The organism is Novosphingobium sp. BL-S-34 (assembly GCF_056857015.1).
Window position 1 is genome coordinate 273,795 of the sequence record NZ_JBXEPV010000003.1, and the last position, 21,952, is coordinate 295,746.

Annotated in this window: 18 protein-coding genes and 1 pseudogene; 7 read left to right on the forward strand and 12 right to left on the reverse strand. The window is 62.3% G+C overall.

Going from position 1 to position 21,952, the window contains the following annotated elements; genetic code table 11:
- Nucleotides 1-11: 11 nt before the first annotated feature.
- From AC1VV3_RS24090 to rpiA, 4 genes are all read right to left on the reverse strand, one after another.
- The gene (locus tag AC1VV3_RS24090; RefSeq protein ID WP_482963554.1) at nucleotides 12-2,786 is read right to left on the reverse strand and encodes a bifunctional transaldolase/phosoglucose isomerase; all 2,775 of its coding nucleotides are present in this window, start codon (nucleotides 2,784-2,786) and stop codon (nucleotides 12-14) included.
- Complete coding sequence (gene tkt, locus AC1VV3_RS24095; RefSeq protein ID WP_482963555.1) at nucleotides 2,783-4,870, reverse strand: transketolase; 2,088 nt, start codon at nucleotides 4,868-4,870, stop codon at nucleotides 2,783-2,785. The genes AC1VV3_RS24090 and tkt overlap by 4 nt, the downstream gene beginning before the upstream one ends.
- 331 nt (nucleotides 4,871-5,201) lie before the next feature.
- Entirely contained in the window at nucleotides 5,202-5,873 is a 672-nt protein-coding gene (gene rpe, locus AC1VV3_RS24100; protein WP_482963556.1) for a ribulose-phosphate 3-epimerase, read from the reverse strand.
- The gene (rpiA, locus tag AC1VV3_RS24105) at nucleotides 5,858-6,568 is read right to left on the reverse strand and encodes a ribose-5-phosphate isomerase RpiA (protein ID WP_482963557.1); all 711 of its coding nucleotides are present in this window, start codon (nucleotides 6,566-6,568) and stop codon (nucleotides 5,858-5,860) included. Before rpiA ends, rpe begins: the two co-directional genes overlap by 16 nt.
- Nucleotides 6,569-7,398: 830 nt before the next feature.
- Between rpiA and AC1VV3_RS24110 the strand changes: the two genes are divergently transcribed.
- Together AC1VV3_RS24110 and AC1VV3_RS24115 are read left to right on the forward strand one after the other, a co-directional pair.
- Entirely contained in the window at nucleotides 7,399-8,523 is a 1,125-nt protein-coding gene (locus AC1VV3_RS24110; protein ID WP_465128676.1) for a Fic family protein, read from the forward strand.
- 188 nt (nucleotides 8,524-8,711) lie between these two features.
- Nucleotides 8,712-8,996, forward strand: coding sequence for a hypothetical protein (locus tag AC1VV3_RS24115; RefSeq protein WP_465128675.1), 285 nt, complete (start codon nucleotides 8,712-8,714; stop codon nucleotides 8,994-8,996).
- Between the two features lie 754 nt (nucleotides 8,997-9,750).
- Here AC1VV3_RS24115 and AC1VV3_RS24120 read toward each other — a convergent pair.
- On the reverse strand, nucleotides 9,751-10,041 hold the full coding sequence (locus AC1VV3_RS24120; RefSeq protein ID WP_482963558.1) for a helix-turn-helix domain-containing protein: 291 nt from the start codon (nucleotides 10,039-10,041) through the stop codon (nucleotides 9,751-9,753).
- Nucleotides 10,042-10,685: 644 nt separating this feature from the next.
- Nucleotides 10,686-11,024 (reverse strand): response regulator, encoded by a 339-nt coding sequence (locus AC1VV3_RS24125; protein WP_132269607.1) that lies wholly within the window; start codon nucleotides 11,022-11,024, stop codon nucleotides 10,686-10,688.
- 387 nt (nucleotides 11,025-11,411) lie between these two features.
- On the opposite strand from AC1VV3_RS24125, the pseudogene AC1VV3_RS24130 reads away from it, so the two are divergent.
- The 5 genes and pseudogenes from AC1VV3_RS24130 to AC1VV3_RS24150 form a co-directional block, all read left to right on the forward strand.
- Nucleotides 11,412-11,618: pseudogene (locus AC1VV3_RS24130) on the forward strand (transposase); the annotation flags it as partial.
- Nucleotide 11,619: 1 nt separating this feature from the next.
- Nucleotides 11,620-12,273: a PDDEXK nuclease domain-containing protein gene (locus AC1VV3_RS24135; protein ID WP_482963559.1), complete on the forward strand. Its 654-nt coding sequence runs from the start codon at nucleotides 11,620-11,622 to the stop codon at nucleotides 12,271-12,273.
- A complete protein-coding gene (locus tag AC1VV3_RS24140) occupies nucleotides 12,176-12,865 on the forward strand; it encodes a PDDEXK nuclease domain-containing protein (protein ID WP_482963659.1) in 690 nt (229 codons plus the stop codon). Before AC1VV3_RS24135 ends, AC1VV3_RS24140 begins: the two co-directional genes overlap by 98 nt.
- A gap of 308 nt (nucleotides 12,866-13,173) precedes the next feature.
- A complete protein-coding gene (locus AC1VV3_RS24145; RefSeq protein WP_482963677.1) occupies nucleotides 13,174-13,368 on the forward strand; it encodes a hypothetical protein in 195 nt (64 codons plus the stop codon).
- A gap of 267 nt (nucleotides 13,369-13,635) precedes the next feature.
- The gene (locus tag AC1VV3_RS24150; RefSeq protein WP_482963560.1) at nucleotides 13,636-14,904 is read left to right on the forward strand and encodes an MFS transporter; all 1,269 of its coding nucleotides are present in this window, start codon (nucleotides 13,636-13,638) and stop codon (nucleotides 14,902-14,904) included.
- Between the two features lie 57 nt (nucleotides 14,905-14,961).
- Here AC1VV3_RS24150 and AC1VV3_RS24155 read toward each other — a convergent pair whose 3' ends face one another.
- The 6 genes from AC1VV3_RS24155 to AC1VV3_RS24180 all read right to left on the reverse strand — a co-directional run bounded on the left by AC1VV3_RS24155 (nucleotide 14,962) and on the right by AC1VV3_RS24180 (nucleotide 21,742).
- Complete coding sequence (locus tag AC1VV3_RS24155) at nucleotides 14,962-15,855, reverse strand: substrate-binding domain-containing protein (RefSeq protein ID WP_482963561.1); 894 nt, start codon at nucleotides 15,853-15,855, stop codon at nucleotides 14,962-14,964.
- Between the two features lie 17 nt (nucleotides 15,856-15,872).
- A complete protein-coding gene (locus tag AC1VV3_RS24160; protein ID WP_482963563.1) occupies nucleotides 15,873-17,426 on the reverse strand; it encodes an acetolactate synthase large subunit in 1,554 nt (517 codons plus the stop codon).
- 2 nt (nucleotides 17,427-17,428) lie between these two features.
- A complete protein-coding gene (locus AC1VV3_RS24165) occupies nucleotides 17,429-18,286 on the reverse strand; it encodes an HpcH/HpaI aldolase family protein (protein ID WP_482963565.1) in 858 nt (285 codons plus the stop codon).
- A 127-nt stretch (nucleotides 18,287-18,413) separates the two neighbouring features.
- Nucleotides 18,414-19,412: a DODA-type extradiol aromatic ring-opening family dioxygenase gene (locus tag AC1VV3_RS24170; RefSeq protein ID WP_482963567.1), complete on the reverse strand. Its 999-nt coding sequence runs from the start codon at nucleotides 19,410-19,412 to the stop codon at nucleotides 18,414-18,416.
- Between the two features lie 131 nt (nucleotides 19,413-19,543).
- A complete protein-coding gene (locus AC1VV3_RS24175) occupies nucleotides 19,544-20,842 on the reverse strand; it encodes an MFS transporter (RefSeq protein WP_482963568.1) in 1,299 nt (432 codons plus the stop codon).
- A gap of 45 nt (nucleotides 20,843-20,887) precedes the next feature.
- Nucleotides 20,888-21,742: an amidohydrolase family protein gene (locus AC1VV3_RS24180; RefSeq protein ID WP_482963569.1), complete on the reverse strand. Its 855-nt coding sequence runs from the start codon at nucleotides 21,740-21,742 to the stop codon at nucleotides 20,888-20,890.
- Nucleotides 21,743-21,952 lie beyond the last annotated feature (210 nt).

Sequence of the window (21,952 nt, forward strand, 5' to 3'; positions counted from 1 at the left end):
GGTGATCCTTCCTAGAAAGTCGCGGCCGAGACCAGCGCGGCTTCCAGCGCCGACACGTCTCCGGTCTTGAGATGAACGCGCAGCGCCCGCTGTCCGCGCTCAACGAGCACGTCGAAATCACCGCGCGCCTGCGCTAGTTGCACGGTGCCGAAGCTGGCCTTCCGCCCCGGCACGGCAAGGTCGCGGCTGGGCATTCGGGTGACTTCGATGAACGTACCGGTGACCGGGCCGCCCTTGTAGGCTTGCCCGGTCGAGTGCAGGAACCGCGGCCCGAAGCCGCTGACCGTGGCGACCTTCCTGGCATCACGCACCGCCGTGCGCATCCGGCCAAGCGCCGCCTCGTTGTCGGCGTCCCGCTCGATATAGGCGAGGATGCCGAGGTAGCTGCCGACTTTGAGCTGCGCCAGATGGCCTGCAAGGACACCGGCAAGGCTTGTCTCGTCAAAGGTGGTACCGGCAGGTGCGAATACAGCGACGGTGTCGTCCTCCCATACGGGCGTCTCGGGTTCGAGCGCGCCCGATTGCTCGTAGGCGTCGACCAGCTTGCGGGTTGCGATCTTGGCGTCCTCGACATCCGGCTGGTCGAAGGGATCGATGCCGATTACTGCCCCGGCGACGGCGGTGGCGATCTCCCAGCGGAAGAACTCCTGCGCCATCTGCAGGCGATCAGGCACGGTAATCGCGATGACCGGGTGCCCGGCCGCCGCAAGCGCATCGAGCCTGGCCTCGAGATCGGGATCCTGGTCGCCCGCGAGGTGCAGGTGCGCGAACATGCGGTCGGTGCCGTAGACTTCGGGTGGGCCCAGCGGCTCCAGGTCCACGGGCACGATGCCCCTGCCCTGCTTGCCGGTGGATTCGGCAATCAACTGCTCCAGCCACGAGCCGAACGGCTCCAGCCCGGCCGAGGGCACGATAGTCAGCTTGTCCCTGCCCGCCAGCGCCGCTTCGCCCAGGATCGCGCCGAGACGCAGCCCAGGATTGGCGGCGGGCAGCACGTCCTCGCCGCAGGCCAGGACCATCGGCCGGGTCGCGGCGAACAGCGCTTTCACGTCGATACCGATCGCGGCCGCCGGAGCCATGCCGAACACCGAGAGGACCGAATAGCGCCCACCGATCGCCGGATCGCCGTGGAACACTTGGCGGAACCCAGCTTCGCCCGCCAGTGCCTCCAGCTTGGAACCGGGATCGGTGACGGCGACGAAGTGATCGGCCTGCTCGCCCGAGGCGGCGAAGAAGTAAGCGCGCAGCAGTTCGGGCTCCATCGTCGAGCCGGACTTGGACGAGACGATGAACAGCGTCTCCTTCGGATCGATCTGCGCGGCGACTGCGCCGATCTGCTCCGGGTCGGTGGTGTCGAGGACGTGGAGCCGGGGATATCCCGGCGCCGAGCCGAGCACGCGCGAGAGCACTTCTGGCCCCAGGCTCGATCCACCCATGCCCAGCAGTACGGCGTCCTTGAAGCCGCGCGCGGCCTCGGCAAGGTCCGACAGCTGCGCGAAGTCTACCTGCTTGCCTTCGCCCGCAGCCAGCCAGCCGAGCCATTTGCCCTCGTCGCCCCCGGTCCAGATCGACGCATCGCCTGCCCATAGCCCGCGCGACCACCCTGCCTCGCGCGCCGTCTCCAGACGCGCCTCCACGGCGCTGGCGAGTGTATCGGGCAGCCGCTCGGTCATCGCGTTCAGCTTGTCGCCGAACCATTTGGTGCGCCCGGACGCCACGCTGCCGAGTATTTTGTCGAACGAGTCGGCGAATGACGCCAGCCCTTCGGTGAGCAGAATTTCGGTGACGCCCGGCAGGTCCAGCCCGAGCGCGTCGGCGTCGGCCAGCACTTGCTTTGCGGCATCGACATCGGCGGTGAGCGTCTGCGCGGTGGTGCCGTGGTCGCGGAAGCCATCCATCGTCTTGGGCGGCATGGTGTTGACCGTATCGGGCCCGATCAGGCTATCGATGTAGAGCGTGTCTGGGTAGGCCGCGTCCTTGGTCCCGGTCGAGGCCCAGAGCAGCCGCTGCAGCTTCGCGCCCTTGGCCGCCAGCGCCTGCCACCGCGAGGAGATAGAGGTGGCAATAAAGCTCTGGTAGGCCAGCTTGGCATTGGCGATCGCCACTTTGCCGCGCAGCGCCTCGAGCCGATCGCTCTCGGCGTCGTTGTTGCCGATCCGCTCGTCGATGGCCTTGTCGATCTGCGTGTCGATGCGGCTCACGAAGAAGCTGGCGACACTGGCGATGCGATCTATCGGCTCGCCCTTGGCGACGCGCGCTTCGAGGCCGGTGAGATAGGCCTCGGCCACCTGCTCGTAAGCGTCGATCGAGAACAGCAGCGTCACGTTGACGTTGATGCCGTCCTCGATCAGCTGCCGGATCGCGGGAACCCCGGCGGGCGTGCCCGGAACCTTGACCATCAGGTTCGGCCGGGCGACCACGTCCCAGAGCCGCCGCGCCTCTGAAATCGTGACGTCCGTGTTGTTCGCCGCGTAAGGCGAGACTTCGAGGCTCACGAAGCCGTCGCGCGCGTCGAGACGATCATAGACCGGTCTGAGCAGATCCGCCGCGCTGCGGATGTCGGGGATCGCCTCGCTTTCGTAAATGGCGCTGGTGCTGCCGTCCCCATCGTCGACGGCGCGGCCGGCCAGTGCCTTTTCGAAGATCGAAGGGTTGGAGGTGACTCCGGTCAGGGCGTCCTCGTCGATCAGCTTGGCAAGGCCACCGCTGGCGATGAAGTCTCGTTCGATGAAATCGAGCCAGACTGCTTGCCCGGCGGCGTTCAGTTCTGCGAGACGACTGGTCATGACGCGGTCTTTCCGATGAGTTCACGAGCCATTTTCACGGCGTTGTCGACCGTGAACCCGTACTTGGCCTGAAGTTTGGCGAGCGGCGCGGAAGCACCGAAGGTCGACATGGTGATGGTCGCCCCGTCGGACCCGACATAGCGGTCCCAGCCCAGCGAGCCGGCCTGTTCGATCGCGAGCCTCGCCCGCACCGAGCGTGGGAATACGCTGACGCGGTAGGCATCGTCCTGCTTCTCGAACGCATGCCAGCTCGGCATCGAGACCACTCGCGAGCGCACCCCGTCCGCCGCCAGCCGATCATGCGCGTCCAGTGCCAGCGAAACTTCGCTGCCGGTGGCGATGAGGATGACCTGGGGATCGCCGTCAGCCGCGTCCGCCAACACGTAGGCCCCGCGCCGCAGCCCGTCGGCACCGGCGAGGCGCGAGCGGTCGAGCGTGGGCAAGGCCTGGCGGGAGAGGACAAGCACCGTCGGTTCGTGCGTGGATTCCACTGCCACCTTCCACGCTTCGGCCACTTCGTTGGCGTCGCCAGGGCGGATCGTGTTGAGGCCCGGTATCGCCCGCAAGGTGGCAAGATGCTCGATCGGCTGGTGGGTGGGGCCATCCTCTCCGACGCCGATCGAGTCGTGGGTGAAGACGAAGATGGTCGGCAATTCCATGATCGCCGCCAGCCGGATCGGCGTGCGCATGTAGTCGGCGAAGACGAGGAACGTCGCCGTGTAGGAGCGCAGGTAGGACAGGGCCATGCCGTTCGCGATCGCGCCCATGGCGTGTTCGCGCACCCCGAAGTGCATATTGCGTCCGCCCGGCGTGTCGGCCTCGAAAGTGCCCGCGCCCTGGAACGTCAGGTTGGTCTTGGTGGAAGGGGCGAGGTCGGCGGCGCCCCCCATCAGCAGCGGGATGTGCGGGGCGATGGCGTTGAGCACCTTGCCGCCACTATCGCGCGAGGCGATGCCCTTGGCGTCGGTTTCGAACACGGGGATATCCTTGTCCCAACCCCCTGCCGCCTTGCCGGAGCGCAAGTCGTCGAGTTCGCCCGCGAGTTCAGGGAACTGGGCGCGATAGCGATCGAACAGGGCGTCCCACTCCCGCCGCGCCTTGCCCCCGTTAGCGTCCAAGGCGGCGCGGAAGGTATCGGAGACACCGTCGGGCACCAGGAACGAGGAATCCTCAGGCCAGCCATAGGCCTTCTTGGTGAGGCGTACGTTCTCTTCGCCGAGCGCCTCTCCGTGCGCCTTCTCGCTGCCGGCCCGGGGCGAACCCCAGCCGATCACGGAGCGCACGATGATCAGCGTGGGGCGGTCGTCGGTTGCGCGGAAGGTCTCGAGCGCACTGGCGACGGCGGCGGTGTCGTTAGCATCCGCCACTTCGAGGACGGCCCAGCCATAAGCGGCGAAGCGCTTGCCGACGTCTTCGGTGAAGGCGATCTGGGTCGACCCCTCGATCGAGATGCTGTTGTCATCGTAGATCCAGCATAGGTTCGACAGGCGCAAGTGCCCGGCGAGCGAGGCCGCTTCGGCCGAGATACCTTCCATCATGTCACCATCGCCGCACATCGCGTAGACGTCGTGGTCGAACAGCGTGAAGCCGGGCCGATTGAAGCCCGCGGCAAGCGCGCGCTCAGCGATCGCCATGCCTACCGCGTTGGCGACGCCCTGGCCCAGCGGGCCTGTCGTCGTCTCGATACCGGTGGTCATGCGGTATTCGGGATGGCCCGGCGTCTTGGACCCCAGCTGGCGGAACTGCCGGATATCGTCGAGGCTGACCGCCAGCTGGCCGGTCTTGCGCCCATCTGCGTCGATCTCCTCAACCCCAGCGAGGTGGAGCAGGGCGTAGAGCAGCATCGAGGCATGGCCGATCGAAAGCACGAAACGGTCGCGGTTGGGCCAATCGGGCGCGGCCGGATCATACCGCAGAAAGTCGCGCCACAGGGTATAGCCGACCGGCGCCATGGCCATGGGCGTGCCCGGATGGCCGGAGTTCGCTTTCTGGACTGCGTCCATCGCCAGAGTGCGGATCGTATCGATCGCCTGCCGCCTGGCGTCGGCATCCGAGGCGAGAGTGCGCGTGTCTAGGCTGGCCATGAGGCTCTCCTGTCAGCTATTTCAGAGCAATTACGTATCGCTAATGCAACACCGTCCGGCGCGCTCCCGCACATGGGCAGTGGCTGCGCCGGGCAGCCCTCGCCGCGGGCGGAATAGAACGTCTGTCCGGCCGCCAGCGATGCGATAACCATGACAAGGTTTTCAAGGGCTCGCCCGATGTGGCCGAGTCATCTCTCGTGACGGGAGGGCGGGTCTTGCGTCCGATCCGGGTTCGGTGGCCATCGTGGACTCCGTGATGCACCTCCATAACGGCAGCGGGCGCCTATTGTTTCTGGAATGTCTAAAACGCTTCAGAAAAGGATTCCGGGCCTTAACCGGCGGCGGCGAGCCTGAGGGAAGCGACGGCCTGCCCGTAGTCATCGGCACCGAAGATCGCCGTGCCGGCGACGATGACATCCGCGCCGGCCTCGATCGTTTTGCGCACGGTCAGCGGGTCCTGCCCGCCATCTACCTCGATGTGCGGATCAAGGCCGCGTTCCCGGCAAAGGCGGCTCAGGTCGGCGATCTTAGGAAGCATCTCGGGCAGGAACCGTTGGCCGCCGAATCCGGGGTTAACCGTCATCACCAGGACCACGCCGACGAGGTGCAGTACTTGCTCGATCCAGGCGATCGGTGTCGCCGGGTCTACGACAACGCCGGGCTGACTGCCCAGTTCGCGAACCTGACTCAAGACCCGGTGGAGGTGAACGGTCGAGCCCGGCTCCGACTGGATGAGAATATGGTCAGCGCCGGCCTTGGCGTAGCGCTCGATCGTACGCTCAGGCTCCACCACCATCAGGTGCACGTTGAGCGGCTTTTGGGTGGAGCACCTGATCGCTTCGACGACTGTCGGCCCGATCGAGATTTCCGGCACGAAAAGGCCATCCATGATGTCCACGTGTATCCAGTCCGCGCCCGCGCGGTCGACGGCCCGTACTTCCTCGCCCAGCCGCGTGAAATCGGCGGCGAGCACGGAGGGCGCGATTTTTATGTCCCGGGCCATGCAGGTGCCGGCCTTTCCAAAAGTCGCACGCGATCACCCTCGGCCAGGTAGACGGCGTCTATTTCGTTTGCGAAGAAACCGTGCCCCATGATCCCGGGGATGGCCTGCAAGTGGATCGCGAAGGCCTCGAGATCGAAGCCAGCGGGCGCAGTGCAGTCGAGCACGAGATTATCCTGGTCGGTCCGGTAGGGTTTGCGTGCCTCGATCCCGCGCAGGTTTGCTGTGGCACCCAAGCATTCGATCTGGTTCGTTACGAAAGCCTGGGCGAACGGTAGAATCTCGACAGGCAATGGCCCCGGCGGCAAGCGGGACACATGCTTGCTGGCATCGCAGATTGCAATCATGCGGGCGGCGGCTTGCGCCACGATCTTCTCGCGCAGCATCGCACCGCCCGCACCCTTGATCGCACGCAGGCGTGGGTCAATCTGATCCACACCGTCTATGGCAAGGTCGACATGCGACACCGTGCTGAAATCCAGTACCTCGATGCCTGAAGCCTTGGCAGCGTGCTCGGTGCGCAGCGAGGTCGCGACTACCCGAACCGAAAGCCCTTCCCGGCAGCGCCGCGCCAACGCCGCGATCGCAAAGGCGACGGTGCTACCCGTGCCAAGCCCGACCATCATCCCGTCAGCGACTTCGCCCACCGCCGCCTGAGCTGCAGCTCGTTTCTCGTCATCAGAATCACGCAGGTCCATCCCACCTCAAACGCGCATAGCGCATAACGGCTGCCTAGGTCGGCGGAGGGGCTCGCGTCATTGCCGGGCGATAACTCCTCCAGAAACGCGAACTTTCAGGTCCCGCCGACGAAGCCGACATAGACCACGTCATCTCGGCTCCCTGATAGCTGCCGTCGGTTCACCAATTTGTTGATGGACCTGAGCCGGACGTGGGATTAGCGGCCATATTCGTGAGCCGCTACTGTAACCTGCAAACTTCGATGCATGCACTTCATGCATAGCCTCAATCAGTCACGACCTTATGGGAGGAGCCGCCCGTGCCGCCCAATCCATCGAGAGTACAGAACCTCAGTCAGTGGCTTGTTTGCACGGGAGCGTGCCGCTCCGAAACTTCGGTGAGTGGATAGGACGACCTATCTCGAATGGAAGACTTGGCAGCAGCCCCGTCCACAAACATGGGGATTTGTTCGATTCCAAAGTTTTGAAGTTGCTGCTGGCCTGGATGATGTCGCCCTCAAAGTTTAGGTGACCGTTAGCAAGCTCGTTCGAGCCTTCGGGTGTGATACCGACAAAAGCAATCGACGAGCTTCCCTTCCCGCTCAGTACGTCCGACGTTCCGGGAAGCGTCAGGCTGAGAATGCCGCTGTTGGGTGACGACGGGACTGCTGGCACCTCGACGGCTTCCGCCGGCAGGACGGTGAGTTCGCCGTTCGTGAACGATGTGCAACCATTCAATCTGCGCTCTCGGATGCGGTGATTGATCCTATGTTCGCCGCATATTTCGCGGCGAATATCGTTGCGCTACGCAGTGAATGATGAATATATTCACCGCATAAGGAGCGGTGTTTGTGCCCTATATCCATGAACTGACAGACTGGCCGAACCTAATCTGGAACGAGCCAGAACTCTTTCAACCACTTGCTGCCGTGCGTCACCGGCAAGGGCGATTGATCGGGCATATGGAGGCATTGGGCTTTCCTCTGCGTGAAGAAGCTGTGCTTCATGCGCTTACCGAGGATGTCCTCAAATCCAGCGAGATTGAAGGAGAGATTCTTGACAGGGAGCAAGTGCGCTCCTCTATCGCCCGCCGGCTCGGAATGGAGATCGGCGGACTGGTCGAAGTGGATCGTGATGTCGACGGCGTCGTGGAAATGATGCTGGATGCGACCCAGAATTATGCTCAACCTCTGACCGCTGAGCGCCTTTTCGACTGGCATGCGGCCCTATTCCCTACGGGACGAAGCGGGATGAGCCGCATTACGGTAGGTGCCTGGCGAGGTATTGAAGGTGGCGCGATGCAGGTCGTCTCCGGGCCGATTGGCCGTGAGCGCATACACTACCAAGCTCCATCATCGGATTTGATGGATCGGGAGATGTCCCGCTTCCTTGCGTGGTTCGAGACTGCCAGGCTCGATCCCGTTTTGAAGGCCGGCGTTGCGCACTTGTGGTTCGTGACGATCCATCCGTTTGATGATGGGAACGGACGCATCGCGCGCGCGATTGCTGATCTTGCGCTAGCGCGTGCGGAAGGAACGGCGCAACGCTTCTATAGCATGTCGGCTCAGATCCGTGCTGAGCGGAAGACGTATTATGACATGCTGGAAACGACGCAGAGAGGCGGGCTGGACATTACGGGGTGGCTGCTCTGGTTCATTGACTGCCTCGATCGTGCTTTCGATAGGGCTGAGTCGATTTTGGCCAACGTCATGCGCAAGGCGAGGTTTTGGGATTCAATGGTGGGCCAGTCTCTTAATGACCGACAGCAAAAGGTTCTCAATCGTGTCCTAAACGGTTTCGAGGGCAAACTGACCAATGCCAAGTGGGCAGCGATGACCAAGACATCCTCCGACACGGCTCTTCGCGACATCAATGATCTGGTTCGAAGAGGCATTCTGCAGAAGGATTCCGCCGGTGGACGCAGCGCTGGCTACTCGCTCGTAGATGAGGTCAAAATTTCGAATCGTAGCGCCTGAGTTCTATCAAGCGAGACCCGCAAACCGGGCGGGCTGCACTTGGAATCGGAAATCACCGGCCGAACGACCGACAAAGGTCGGGCGCTGAATGGCCCCTACGTGCACTCGGTGGGAATGGCGGCCAAGCGCCCTTTGCGGACATTGCTGCGGGGCACTAAGAAGTGGTTATGCCTCCCGCTAAACCACCAATGCCGCCACAGATGCCATGTGAACTTACCCAAGAGCAGGCTTCCTTCATTCGCGAGGCCGCACGACGCATTTTCGGAGAGGACGCTGTCGTGCGAAATTACGGCACCGATCCTAATGCTCTTGCAATTCACGTCGAAACCAGTGGCGTCCAGCGAGCTGTTTCCGGCTTCATCGGCATTCTCATGACGCGTCTCGACCATATACCGGCTGTGTCGATCACGGAACGCGGAACCAAGGCGCAAGGCAACGCAAAGGTTGCTTACCGACAGGGCAAAGTCCTGTAGGGCTAGGTCCGCAATCCACCCATTGCGGTCATCGCTTCAAGCCTCTTTCAGAGATTACTGATCGGCCCAGAAGGTCACAGAGCGACAATCATTTTTGAACGTAACGCAACATGCCTGCTCGGAACTTCTGGAAATCGGCCCCACATGGCATGAGAATTTGCGCTGTGTTGATGATGATAGTGCTTATACTATCAGGCCTAAATTATTATTTAGATCTGGGTTGGTTTGGTTCATATGATCGAATGGTCTACTATCCATCGGCAGTTTTCGGCCTCATCTTGGCTCATCGGGTCAAGTTCTGGCATGATGAAGGACGATGACCCCAGCGTCCGCAAACCACCCATGTCGGCCTTTCCGGAGCGGAGATCACTCGCCTGGAACTGGACGTTGACTGACCCCATCAATCATCGGCGGGCGAATGACCGCTAGCAGTGAATCTCGCCGTTCCTCCGGCGAGCGAAGAACGACCGGGCCTGGTCGGCACCTGCCGGGATAGCGGACCGTCCGCACCCAGGGAGGTGAAACGAGGTGGCGAGAGTCCGCAAAGGGTCGCGACCTGCCGATACCCCCTGCCCTGCTCAGCCGACATAGCTGCCGCTCCACACCTCACATCAGCGCCTCCAATGCGGATAAACCGAGTATCTTCAAATGCCTGCACCAGCCTACAACATACGCTGGCGGCCAGAGTGTTCGGGGCAGCGGTAGTGGGTGTTCCGCCAAGGCGATGGCATGGATGCATGCGACGGGCGCCCATTTAGTTGTACGCCTCAATTTGCGCGCGCAAGATCACCGATCCGAAAGAGCTAACTGCTCCTCTCGCCGCCATTGTCGCCAACGCGCCGGCGTCATCCCCCGTCGCTTCACGAATGTTCGCGTTAAGTGGCTTTGGTCGGAAAAACCCACAATCGAGCGCGATTTGCGCCAGTGGGAAAACGGAACTGTCGATCAAGGAACATGCCATGGCAAGCCTCTGCTCAATCAACCAGGCATAAGGCGCTATGCCCACTGTGCTGCTAAACGCCTTGATGAAATAGCTTGGCGACATCATCGTGATTCCTTTCGTCAGGTTGGAGCTTCGCAACCCAAACCTACCCGAAATCACGGTGACCACCTCAGCCTTCAGCCTACACCACGTCCTGGGACACGATCTAGCCTGACTCAAAGCGAATGCCTCGAGCCGTGACTGGTTTGTTACCTGAGGGCGCGACTCAATGAGGTTAGATGGACAACTACCGCTTGCACTTCCTCGTTGGGGGCCGGCGCGCAAGAGACTGATTTCGGCGATGAAGGCGTTGCAGGAACACTGCAAAGAGCTCATTAATCGCGGACAGGTATGTTCAGCATACGCCGCCGGGCTGAGACAAGGATCCCGCAAGATTTGCGCTTTCCACGGTTACACGAGCGTTCCGCTCCGGATTTCGGGGCGCGTCGGTATCCGATCTCTTTGATAGGCTGTTTCGAGCGAGAGATAATGACCGCGCCGGGCCGTCCGCCGTTAAGGGGCGAACCATGCCCACGCCTGCGCTTATTCACAGGCGAGCTGCATGCCGCCTGAGGCTCACGCACGACATCGGGGTAGATACCTGTAGCAAGAACAAACGGCCAAGCCACCGGTCGCCTGCTCCTCATGACGGAGCGCCGAACCATCGAGCGCGCCGTTGCTCCGAGCGTTATGAGACTTGCACCCGGTCATAAATCGACAGCTTGTCGCACGAAATTCATCAAATCCGCGGGCTGACTGGGTTTGGCGCAAAACCGCGCGCCGGGATAGCGGTCCAACAGCTCATCGCCGGCCGAAGTGCCAGAGTGAAATATGAGAGGAACCCCCGCGTCTTGTAGAAAATCCGCGACAGGGAAGACCGGGCCGTCGGCAAGTTGCACATCCAGAATGGCGCAAGCAGGCGTCCAGCGATTGACTTCCCCTAACGTTGCAGAAACAGATCCGCACGGCCCAATGACCCTGAAACCGGCAGCCACTGCGGCGTCTTCCAGATCGAGAGCAACGAACGGGGCGTCGTCGACAATCAATATAGCAGGCTTCATATCCCAGCGACTGGAACGCTTAACCCTTTCGTGCTTCACATCACCACCTAGCATTATCCCGCCGCACCTTTATCTCTCCGGTTTCGTGCACCGCTTCTTCGCCTATGAACGCACGCCGCCGCTTCGGTTCCGAGTCTGTGCGTATCAGCACACGCCGTTCGAATAGCTCAACTTCTTATCAGCGTCCTTGGCCTTTTATTTCGCGGTCGTGAGATGGTGTGCCATCCGGCATCTTCAATGTCCGCTTAAACCGAATTAAGAACGTTTCGCCGCGTCTGGGCGTCTCTGTTAACTGTAAGAGCCATCCCGAAAGTTGTTAAGCAATGCCAGCATGTTGTGATTCACGCCGTCCTGCGAGAGATGGAGTGATCGATGGCATGGACTGGTATTGCCCAGCAGGAGCATAGCCGGAAAGGGTTGCGCTATTCCAGCCATATGACGGCCAGGGAGTGGGAATTGGCCGCGCCGTTTATCCCACCAGCCACGCGCAGAGGTCGGCGTCGCACCACGGACATGCGCGAAGTGGTGAATGCCTTGCTTTGCATTGCGGCAAGCGGCTGCGCCTGGAGGCTCCTCCCAAATGAAGCTTCGGATCCGCACCGCACGGCTGCGGGCAGCGGTTGCTGTCAACGAGGAGCTGATCTTGCTCTATTGGGGGATCGGCCGCGATATCTTCGAGCGTCAGGGAGTTTCCGGTTGGGGCGCAAAGATCGTCGATCGTCTGTCGGTGGACCTGAAGCGCGACTTTCCGGAAATGACCGGCTTCTCGCCTCACAACCTTAAATATATGCGCGCATTGGCCGAGGCGTTCCCCGATACCGAAATCGGCAACAGGTCATTGCACAATTGCCATGGGGCCATGCAATCACGCTCATGGAGGCTATCAAGGTATCCGATCAGCGTATCTGGTATGCCAAGCAAGCGCGGGAAAACGCGCTGGAGCCGAAACGTCCTCGCCCGCCAGATCCGCAGCGATCTTTTCGCTCGGCAGGGCAAGGCCATCACTAACTTTGCAAGAACGCTACCAGCTCCACAGTCGGATCTGGCACAGGCGCTCATGAAAGATCCCTACAGTTTTGAATTCCTAGGTCTTGGCGCGGACATCTCCGAGCGAGAACTGGAGCGCAGCTTGCTCGATCACCTGCGGTCGCTCTTTCTCGAACTCGGCAAAGGCTTCGCATTTCGTAGGGGGCCAATACCATCTCGAGGTTGCAGAACAAGATTATTACCTTGATCTCCTCTTCTACGATTTGCAACTGCGATGCTTCGTGGTGGTCGAGCTGAAAATTGAAGAGTTCAAGCCTGAGTTTGCAGGCAAAATGAACTTCTACCTCTCGGCAGTTGATGACCTTCTGCGGCATGCCGACGATGCACCGACAATTGGTATCATTCTATGCCAAGGCAAGAACGCCGTCATAGTAGAATATGCGTTGCGGGATTCCATTCAACCGCTGGGAGTTGCGGATTATAAGCTGTCGGCGGCCCTCCCTGCCCCCCTTCAGGCTGCGCTGCCAACCGCCGAAGACCCGGCCCGCGAATTTCCAATGATGACGCTCGTCAAGCTCCGCATCGATATAGAGCGCGAACTGCGCGCTCTGATCGAGGGCGACGGCGTCGAAAGCGACCGCCCACCAGTATTAAGCGAAATGGTGCGTCTAAACGAAGGGGTGCGCGATCTGCCCTCCACGAAAGATTTCATCGGCATCGTCAGCAGTCTCAACAAGGCCGCGCACGGGATCGACATCCCGGCAGAAGAGGCCGAACGAGCCTCAGCGACTGCCAATCGCTTCCTGTTTGATATCCGAGCTTATCGCACATCCACATAGCGGGGAGGGCAGCAGGAACGATTAGCTACGCCGGAATGAACTGATTCGGCAAAACGTAAGCCAGTCCCCGACGGATCCACTCCGAAAGGCGCAAGGCGGACAATCAGGAAGCCAACTCGGAACGGCGAGGATTAGGTCGCGGCCTGCTGGCCGCCGCCTGTCGTAGCTCAGCCTTCGCCGACAAAGCCGTCATTCAACACCTCCTGTGAGCTTCTGCGAAGCGGCCATTCGATCATCTAAAGGCCAGCCACGATGAACGGCCACAAATGAGAGATAATATTGAAAAACTCTGGCTTGAAGTAGCCTGCGTGTTTGATTCACTGTTCTATCAGGACGGACACAGGTCGATGTCGGGCAAGTCGACGATATCGCAGGGGGCGCTGTTTTACAGCTTCAACGTGGAACGGCACGTGCTCGCAGGCCATCTGCTGCGATCGAATGACAGGTTCGTCGATCTGTCCGGCATCTGCGAGCAATTGCAGTCCGAGACTTCCTCCCGATAATTTATTCATAATCTATCGTATCCGACTGGAGCCACCCGGATGAATACGCCAGAGTTCTGCAATTAAACGTAGATTTATTTAATTCAATTCGGTAATCGGATTGTTTCTGCAAATGAGCACAATCGCCGCAACTGCTCGCGTGCATCGTAAACCTATCGCCCGCTCCACGCCTTCGATAGGGCTACCTAGATCGCTTGCCATAGGGACCGCAGTCGCGGCCAAAAATCACGGTGGACACGATCGGCCGAAGACGGACTGGATGATTTCATGAGCAACATGCATCTCGGGCGCAGCGCCTTTTCCTATCGCAACTTTCGCTTGTTCTGGATCGCGCGTATGGCCTCCATGCTATCGCAGAGCAGCCTGGTCATCGCGCTGGGCTGGCTCGTTTACGATGTCGCGCGGCGGTCCATGGACGTGCGGGAAGCTGCTCTCCAGCTCGGGCTGATCGGGCTCGTTCAGTTCGTGCCGATGTTCGTGCTCACGCCGCTGACCGGCTGGATGGCAGACCGCTATGACCGAAGGCTCATGGCCGGCTGGTCCTGCGTGGCGCAGCTCGCCGGAGCGGCTCTCTTGGCATGGCTGGTCCATGACGGCAGGGGAACCCTGATAGTCTACTTCCTGATCGCCACGCTCACCGGGGTTACCCGCGCCGTCTATCGCCCCGCCATCACTGCGCTCGCGCCTAATACGGTGCCCCGCGCATTACTGCCTCGCGCAGTCGCCGCGAATGCAGTAGCAGGACGCATCGGCGCCATCCTCGGGCCGGTACTGGGCGGCTATGCCTATGCCGTTGCTCCTTATCTGGCTTTCGCGCTGAGCGCAGCGCTCTTGCTGCTGTCGTCCTGCGCTCTCTTCGCCATGCGGGGGATGGAACGACAGCCGTTCGATCGCAATCGTCATCCGCTGCGACAGATGATGGACGGACTCACGTTCGTCATCCGCCACAAGTTAGTGCTCGGCGCGATAAGCCTCGACCTCATTGCCGTGTTGCTGGGCGGCGCAACCGCGTTGCTCCCCGTCTATGCGCGCGACATTCTCCATGTCGGCCCGGCGGGCCTCGGGAATTTGCGGGCGGCGCCTGCCATCGGAGCATTGGCCTCAGGTCTCTGGCTTTCGTGGCGGCCGCTTCAGGGACAAGTGGGCATCAAGATGCTTGCTTCAGTCGCGATATTCGGCATCGCAACGATCATCTTCGGCCTGTCCCGATCACTGCTGCTCTCGCTCGCCTGCATGGCGATCCTCGGCGCGGCCGACATGATCTCGGTCTATGTGCGTCAGTCGCTGATGCAGATCGCCACGCCGGACGAGATGCGCGGAAGGGTCGGGGCTATCTCCTCGCTGTTCGTTTCGGCCTCGAACGAACTAGGAGAGGCGGAGAGCGGCTTCCTCGCCGCCGCGGTCGGCCCGGTCATGGCGGTAGTACTGGGCGGAGTGGGCACACTGGCAGTGGTCGCGCTCTGGGCGCGGTGGTTCCCAGCCCTACGCAACGCCGACAGCTTCGATCACGAACCGGCACGCGCGCCCGTCAGCTGAACGCAAAAAGGGGGCCGAGCAATCTGCCCGGCCCCCTTTGCGTCAGCACCTTCGGCGTCAGGCCCCCAGGCTTGCCGTCACGTCATCGAACAGCTCGTCGACAGTGATCTTACGGGGGATGATCTTCTGCTCGAAAGCCCAGTCGATGGCCAGTTCGATCCCCTTGCGATTGGCTTCCAGCCCCACCGGCGGGAACGGATCGGGCAGGCCGCCTTCGGTCAGGTCACGGCTCTCCACCACCATGCGGTAAAGTTCCCGCACGACATCGGGGCGGCTCCTGGTCAGGTCCTGATGCACCACGAACATGTGGTTGATCGGCACCACGCCTTCCCGCGCGAACCAGTCCTTGGCAGCGTTGAAGGGATCGGGGATCAGCCGTTCCACGCGCGGGTCCTTGGGCAGATCGACGCCCTGCAGCGTCGCCGCCAGTTCCCCGTCGAGCATCATCTGGCCGATGTCCGAACCCTTGGGCAGGCGCACGCAGTTGGCCGGATCGGTGTATTCCAGCAGGTGACCGGCACCCACGGTCATCCACGTCACCTTGTCGAGATCGACGCCGTATTCATGCTGGAGCACGCCGCGCACCCACAGGCCGGTGGTCTGCGCATAGGTCCGCACGCCGACCTGTTTGCCCTCGATATCCTTGGGGTCGAGATGACCGAGGTCACGGTTGAAGCCCGCGCAGTGGTGCTGGAAACGGCCCGAGATCGGCACCGGCAGCAGCACGAAAGGCTTGCCGTAGATCTTCGCCTGCAGGCAGGTGACGATGGCCAGTTCGCCGCAATCGAAGGCATTCTCGCGCAGCATGGCCTTGAAGCCGTTGTGCGCTTTTTCCGGTCCGCAGAAATCGAGGCTGACGATATCGGACGAAACCCGCCCGTCCTTTAGCGCCTTGGTCTGCGGATAATCCTGTACGTTTGCCCTGAGTGTCAGGACGTCGGTGGTGGTCATGGTGATCCTTCTCCCGATCAGTAAAGTTTGACTTCGATCAGGCAGGGGCCGTCCATCTCGGTGGAGCGTGCCATCGCCTTGTGGAAGTCTTCGGCATTGTCGACCTGCACACCGGGCACGCCCATGGACTTTGCCATGGCCACCCAGTCGATGGTCGGACGGTCGATATCGATCATCGCCATGGCCTGAGGGCCGGGCTGCTGGCCCGCCCCCATATTCGTGTATTCGGCCTTGAGGATCGCGTACTGATTGTTCGCGAAGATGATCGTCGTGATCGGCAGCCCTTCGCGCGCCTGCGTCCAGAGCGACTGGATCGTGTACATGGCGCTGCCATCACCCACCATGCAGAAGGTCCGCCGGTCCGGGCAGGCCATAGACGCGCCGGTGGCGACGGGGGTGCCGTAGCCGATCGATCCGCCCATGTTGTTGATGAGGTCGTGCGGACGCGCGCCCATTGTCAGGCCCATGGTCTGGCGGCCAGTGGTGAGCGACTCGTCGACGAGGATCGCGTTCTCCGGCAGCGCTGCCGAAAGGGCCTGGGCGATGCTTTCGGGGTTGAGCGCGCCGCTGGGCACGCCCGCCTCGATCCGTTCCTGCACCAGCGGCGCGGCGCCCTTCAGGCCCAGCGCGTCGATCAGCATTTCCAGGCCGAGCGCACTGTCCTCGTCATCCGCGACTAGCGAGTGGACCACGGTGCCCGGCGCCTTCAGCAAGCTGGGCTTGTCCGGATAGGCGAAGAACGCCACCGGTTCCTTGGTCTCCAAAGTGACGATGTGCTTGAAGTCCTTGAGGAAGGCCTGCCCCAGCGGCACCGCGTAGGGAATGCGTTCCAGCGGCGTGCGGCCCGCGCCGCGCTCGATCCGCGCGGTGAAGAACTGCGAGCCGAGGCGGCAGCCGGTGCCGGCTGCAACCGCGCCGGCGAGGTCCAGCGCGCGGCCGCGCGTGGCCTTTTTGCCAAGGATCAGCAGCGTCGGTTCGCCCGAGCGCAGCACGCGCGCCACTTCATCCACGCGCGCCTGATCCGGTGCTGAGCGAGCGCGGGTCAGGCCCTGCGGCACGACCGGCATTCCGGCGTCCTTCCATGCAGTGTCACCCGGCAGGATCAACGTGGCGATCTGGCCGGGATGTTCGCTGGCCTTGGCGCAGGCGGTGGCGGTGTCCCAAGCAATCGTCGTCGCGGACTCGGCACGGCGCACCCAGTGGCTGAGCGGGCGAGCAAGGCCTTCGATGTCCGACGTCAGCGGCGGATCGTACTTCAGGTGCGACGCCGAATGTTCGCCGACGACGTTGACCATGCCGGACGAGGCGCGCTTGGCGTTGTGGATGTTGGACAGGCCGTTGGCGAGACCCGGGCCCAAGTGCAGCAGCGTGGATGCCGGCACGTCCTTCATCCGGTACCAGCCATCCGCCGCGCCGGTGCAGACGCCTTCGTAAAGGCACAGCACCGACTTCATGCGCGGATTGTCGAGCGCCGCCAGGAAGTGCATTTCCGAAGTGCCGGGGTTCGCGAAGCAAACCTCCACACCGTTGTCGACCAGCGTGTTGACGAGGGTTTCTGCACCGTTGGCCATGATCAGTACCCCGCCAGTTCGCGGCCCTGCCCGACGACGCCGTAGCTGCGCGTCGGCGCGGACATCAGGAAGCGATAGCCCTCACCGATCAGGCGCTCGACGTTCTTGGCATTGGTGTGCGGGTTGCCGACGACGACGTTGTGCTTCTTGCAGACCTCGACGATCCTGTTCATCGCGCTGACCACTTCGGGATGGTCGTACTGGCGCGGGTAGCCGAGGGCCTGCGACAGATCGCCCTCGCCGATCAGCACCAGGCCGATGCCGGGGACATTGGCGAGAATGTCGTTCAGGTTCTCGATCGCCTCCGGGCTCTCGCACATCATGCCGACCAGGAGTTCGCCATGCGGTGCCAGCGGCCAGACGTCGGCCTTGGCGTAGTAATCAGGCTGCGAGAGACCCCAGTAGCGCGCGGCAGTGGCCGGACCGTCGCCGCGAACGCCCTTGGGCTCATAGAGCGCGGCGCCGGTCGGCTTCGCATAGCGGGCGGAGGCGACCATGTTGTAAGCCTGCTCCACGGTCGAAACGTGCGGAGTGATCACGCCGTAGACGCCGCGATCCAGCACTTGCTTGGCTTGGAACTGGTTCATCTCGCCGCCGTTCGCCGGGATGCGGGCGATTGGCGTGACCGCAGGCGCAACCGAGCCGCTCTCGGCGATCTTCTTGCGATTGAGCATATACTGGAGCGCATCGCCCAGCGCGGCGACGTCGTAGGGGTTGTGCTCCATCTCGAAGACGATGCCGTCATAAGGGGCATCGGTCAGTTCCTGCGCGGTCAGCTTGTCGACCTTCGAGAAGCAGGTGAAAACGGGCATGCCGGCTTCGAGAGCACGGATGATGCCGTTGAGGCGCGTCTGGGTCATTGCTTGGATCTTTCCTTTCGGGCGTGCTTTGCCCGTACCTCTTCCCGGACGGTCGCACCCGATTGATCCGGCGACCGCCGTCATCGAAAACCGGCCCGCCTTCAGGAAAGACGGGCCAGTTCGCAACTCACTCTTCAGGCTGCCAGTACATGAAGCCCATGCCCTCGCCGGTTCCGGCCTCGGTGCGCCAGCAAGGCACGTAGTCCACCAAGGTCATTCTCGCGCCGGTGTGCTGAAGGGCCATCATCACGATCGAGTAGATCTTCACCTCGCTCGTGCCCGACTGGTAATAACCGTCAGGGATCGCGGCGAGGCCTTCGTAATCGTAGCTCGCCAACTTTTCCATCACGTCGCGGTCAAACTCCTCGTCATTAACGAAGTGCGACAGACCGCCCGAAGCGATCACTGCCACGCGCACGTCTTCCGGCCAGGCCTCGATCGCCTCGCGCAGCACGCGGCCGAATTCGATGCAGCGCGCCATGGAGGGCTGCGTGGGCGGATAGAACAGGTTGAACAGCACCGGCACGTGGCGCGGCACGTCGTCGCCCATGATCTGGTGATAGACGAAGCTGTAGGCATGCGGGACCACCGGATAGTCCGGCGCATAGCCCTGCCGCGATTCCATCCAAGTGTTCTGCGGCCACTTCTGCAGGTCGTTCAGATCGAAGTTGTGGCCCTGGAAGGTCTTGATCAGATACGTCGCGAAGTCCGGATAGGCCTGATGCACCACATGGTGGTCGGGCGCATAGACCGGGCGCTGCGGCGGGCCATTGTGGACGTCTTCACCGGTGTAGATGGTGATCGAGGGCGACTGGTCGGGCCAGATTTCCTTCTGGTCCTTGCCCAGCACGATGGCAACATCGACCTTGGCGCGCTTGTAAGCCTCGGCCATCTCGTCCAGCGCGGCCCGGCAGCGGCCGGCCCGTTCGGTACGTTCTTCCAGCGTCAGGAACGGAGCGAAAGCGGCGCCGCGCTCGGCTTCCAGTTCCGGATAGGTCCAGGTGCGACCCTGATACCAGAGCTCCGGGTTCTTGCGGTCGCGATCGCCATTGGTCAGCCAGTCCTCAGGGGCTTGACCCAGCATTCCGCTGTGCGGAACGGCCATGCCGAATACGATCTGCGCCATTACATCCTCTTTCAATCATCTGTTGCGAGCGTGTCGCAGATCTAGGCCGCCCCCGTCGGGCCGACCAATCCAATCTACGCTCCAGGCGATTGCAACCCGCCCCACGGGGTGCTTCCGCCCGGTGCGCAGCGTCATTCGTCTGCTGCGAGGGAAATCTTCGGTGCCCATTCGGGACGCAGCACCAGCCACGTCGTCAGCGCACCGATCACCAGGAAGACGAAGATCACCAGCATCGGCAGGTCGTAACTGCCGGAGATGTGGAGCAGCCAGCCCGAAAGGCTCGCGGCGACACCGCCTGCAAGGCTGGTCGCCACCTGCTGTACGCCGGTGACGAGACCCACGGCGGGCGCCGGGATGAGGGTCAGGCGGCAGAGCGCGAGGTTGTTAGCCGTGGCAAGCCCCAGGAACGATAGCGAGAAGACGTTCCAGAACAGCGCCGCGTTCAGCGATTCCGCCTTGGCGCCCAGTAGCACGGTGCAGGCCCCGATGAAGCCAGCAATGACGAAGGCCTTGCGCACGAACACCGGATCGCCGCCGCGTGCGATCAGTTTATCGGCCGTCCACCCGGCAATCAGCGCGACGATGGCAATGCCCGCAAAGCTGAAGAACGTGAACAGGCCAGACTTTTCGAGGCTCAGCCCGCGCTCTTCCACTAGATAGCTGGGCATCCAGGTCATGCAGAAGAACGTGAAGTAGCCATAGCAGAAGTTCACCACGAGGGTGCCCCAGACCAGCGGGCTGGAGAGGATGCTTGCGAACGTGATGGAAGACGCCTTGCGCCTGATTGCAGCCATGTCTTCACGGCGCGGCAGGTCGTTCTTCACCAGGAACATCCACGGCAACAGCCAGACCAGCCCGACCGCGCCGGTGGCGATGAACATTACGCGCCAGTCATAGGCGGTGATCAGCCAGGCCGCGATCGGTGCGCCGATGGCAGGCCCGAACTTGTTGCCCATCGCGAACAGGCCGACGGCGGTGCCGCTCTGACCTTCCTTGAAGTTGTTGCGGATCCAGCGATAGCTGGCCGGCATCACCACCGCTTCCGCCGCGCCGACGATGAAGCGCATCAGGATCAGAGCGAACATGGTCGAGATCAGACCGGTCACTGCCGTCGCCAGACACCAGAGCACGAAGCACACCGTGTAGGGCGTCTTCACGCCATAGCGATCGACGATCCATCCGGCGGGAATCTGGATCAAGCCGTAGGACCAGAAGAACGCTGCGTTCACCCAGCCCCGGTCGATGTCGGTCATGCCGAAGTGCTGGATGAACGGCCCATCGGCGAGAGCCGACGAGATGCTGGTGCGGTCGACGAAGGCGATCATCACGCCCAGCGCCAGCAGCAGCAGCACCGCCCAGGCGGCTGCGCTTGCGGGTGCGGCGGTACTCGCCCCCCTGCTTGCCCCGCCCCGTTCCAGTGCCTTGTCCATCTCGTCTCTCTCCACGTTTATGTCACCTATTGTCGCGTCTGGCGCTTAGTCGTCCAGAGCGGGGTAGAGTTTCTGCGCCGTCTTCGCGAAGATCCATTCGCGGTCGGCGTCGGTCAGACAAGCCAGGCGGGCCTCTGCTGTCGCCTTGATCTCCGCCAGCGTGCCGGGCGAAGTCGGGTAATTCGAGCCCCAGGCCATGCGCTGCGCGCCGAACACGTCCACCAGCTTGGGGAACAGCGTCTCCGGCGTGGCCTCGCCCTTCGCCGAATCGCCCATGATGCGCGGGGTGAGCTTCAGATAGATGCTCTCGATCGGCGCGAGATCGAACAGGCTCTGCGCATTCGCATAAGGCGCGCCGTCGGTCACATCCGGACGGCCGAGGTGATCGAGGATGATCGGCACATTCGGAAAACGCTTGGCTAGCGCGGTCACGGCGGCAAGGCCGACCGGGCCGGTCTGGATGCACATGGTCAGGCCCAGCTCGCCCAGCAGTTCCCACGCCGCATAGGCGCGCGGATCGTCGAGTTCGCTGGGATCGAATTCCTTGGTCGATCCGCCGGTGAACACGCGCAGACCCTTGAGGCCCCGGTCCACCCACGAACGGATCGTATCGACGGCATCGGGCGCCAGCACGTCCACCGAACCCACCGCGATCAGGCGATCCGCATAGCGGTTGCAGGCATCCACCACGTAGCTGTTGTCGAAGCCATACGTGGTGGAGGAATGGACGACGGCGGCCTTTGCCACGCCGGCCTCATCCATGGAGGCGATCAGCGTTTCCACCGTGCTCGGCCGCTCCTGCGACCAGTCGGACCGCTTTCCGAACAGCGGCGCGGGCGGATAAGCGCCTTCGTCGTCGGAAATGACGTGGGGATGGATATCGACAAACTTGGACGTCATGCACCTGTCTCCGCTGCCGGAAGCGGTCCTTCGCTGCCGGGCCTCTGTTCTGGTTGCTGTCAATTTGCGGGGTGGGCGGCGGCGGCGGGAGTTGATTGTCAGCCGCGAGGCATAACTTCCGCCGCTGTCGTAGAGTGCAAGACCGACCTATCCTAAACCACTCCGTCGCCTCCCGCGCAGGCGGGGGCCCCGCTTTCGTCTGCCCACAGC

What these genes read in the sequence shown, in the direction of transcription:
- AC1VV3_RS24135 (WP_482963559.1), top strand. Translation starts at nt 11,620, where the DNA reads ATGAAGCTTCGGATCCGCACCGCACGGCTGCGGGCAGCGGTTGCTGTC.
- AC1VV3_RS24180 (WP_482963569.1), bottom strand. Translation starts at nt 21,742, where the DNA reads ATGACGTCCAAGTTTGTCGATATCCATCCCCACGTCATTTCCGACGAC.
- AC1VV3_RS24160 (WP_482963563.1), bottom strand. Translation starts at nt 17,426, where the DNA reads ATGGCCAACGGTGCAGAAACCCTCGTCAACACGCTGGTCGACAACGGT.
- AC1VV3_RS24120 (WP_482963558.1), bottom strand. Translation starts at nt 10,041, where the DNA reads ATGTCGCCAAGCTATTTCATCAAGGCGTTTAGCAGCACAGTGGGCATA.
- AC1VV3_RS24170 (WP_482963567.1), bottom strand. Translation starts at nt 19,412, where the DNA reads ATGGCGCAGATCGTATTCGGCATGGCCGTTCCGCACAGCGGAATGCTG.
- AC1VV3_RS24165 (WP_482963565.1), bottom strand. Translation starts at nt 18,286, where the DNA reads ATGACCCAGACGCGCCTCAACGGCATCATCCGTGCTCTCGAAGCCGGC.
- AC1VV3_RS24090 (WP_482963554.1), bottom strand. Translation starts at nt 2,786, where the DNA reads ATGACCAGTCGTCTCGCAGAACTGAACGCCGCCGGGCAAGCAGTCTGG.
- AC1VV3_RS24175 (WP_482963568.1), bottom strand. Translation starts at nt 20,842, where the DNA reads ATGGACAAGGCACTGGAACGGGGCGGGGCAAGCAGGGGGGCGAGTACC.
- AC1VV3_RS24150 (WP_482963560.1), top strand. Translation starts at nt 13,636, where the DNA reads ATGAGCAACATGCATCTCGGGCGCAGCGCCTTTTCCTATCGCAACTTT.
- tkt (WP_482963555.1), bottom strand. Translation starts at nt 4,870, where the DNA reads ATGGCCAGCCTAGACACGCGCACTCTCGCCTCGGATGCCGACGCCAGG.
- rpiA (WP_482963557.1), bottom strand. Translation starts at nt 6,568, where the DNA reads ATGGACCTGCGTGATTCTGATGACGAGAAACGAGCTGCAGCTCAGGCG.
- rpe (WP_482963556.1), bottom strand. Translation starts at nt 5,873, where the DNA reads ATGGCCCGGGACATAAAAATCGCGCCCTCCGTGCTCGCCGCCGATTTC.
- AC1VV3_RS24115 (WP_465128675.1), top strand. Translation starts at nt 8,712, where the DNA reads ATGCCGCCACAGATGCCATGTGAACTTACCCAAGAGCAGGCTTCCTTC.
- AC1VV3_RS24155 (WP_482963561.1), bottom strand. Translation starts at nt 15,855, where the DNA reads ATGACCACCACCGACGTCCTGACACTCAGGGCAAACGTACAGGATTAT.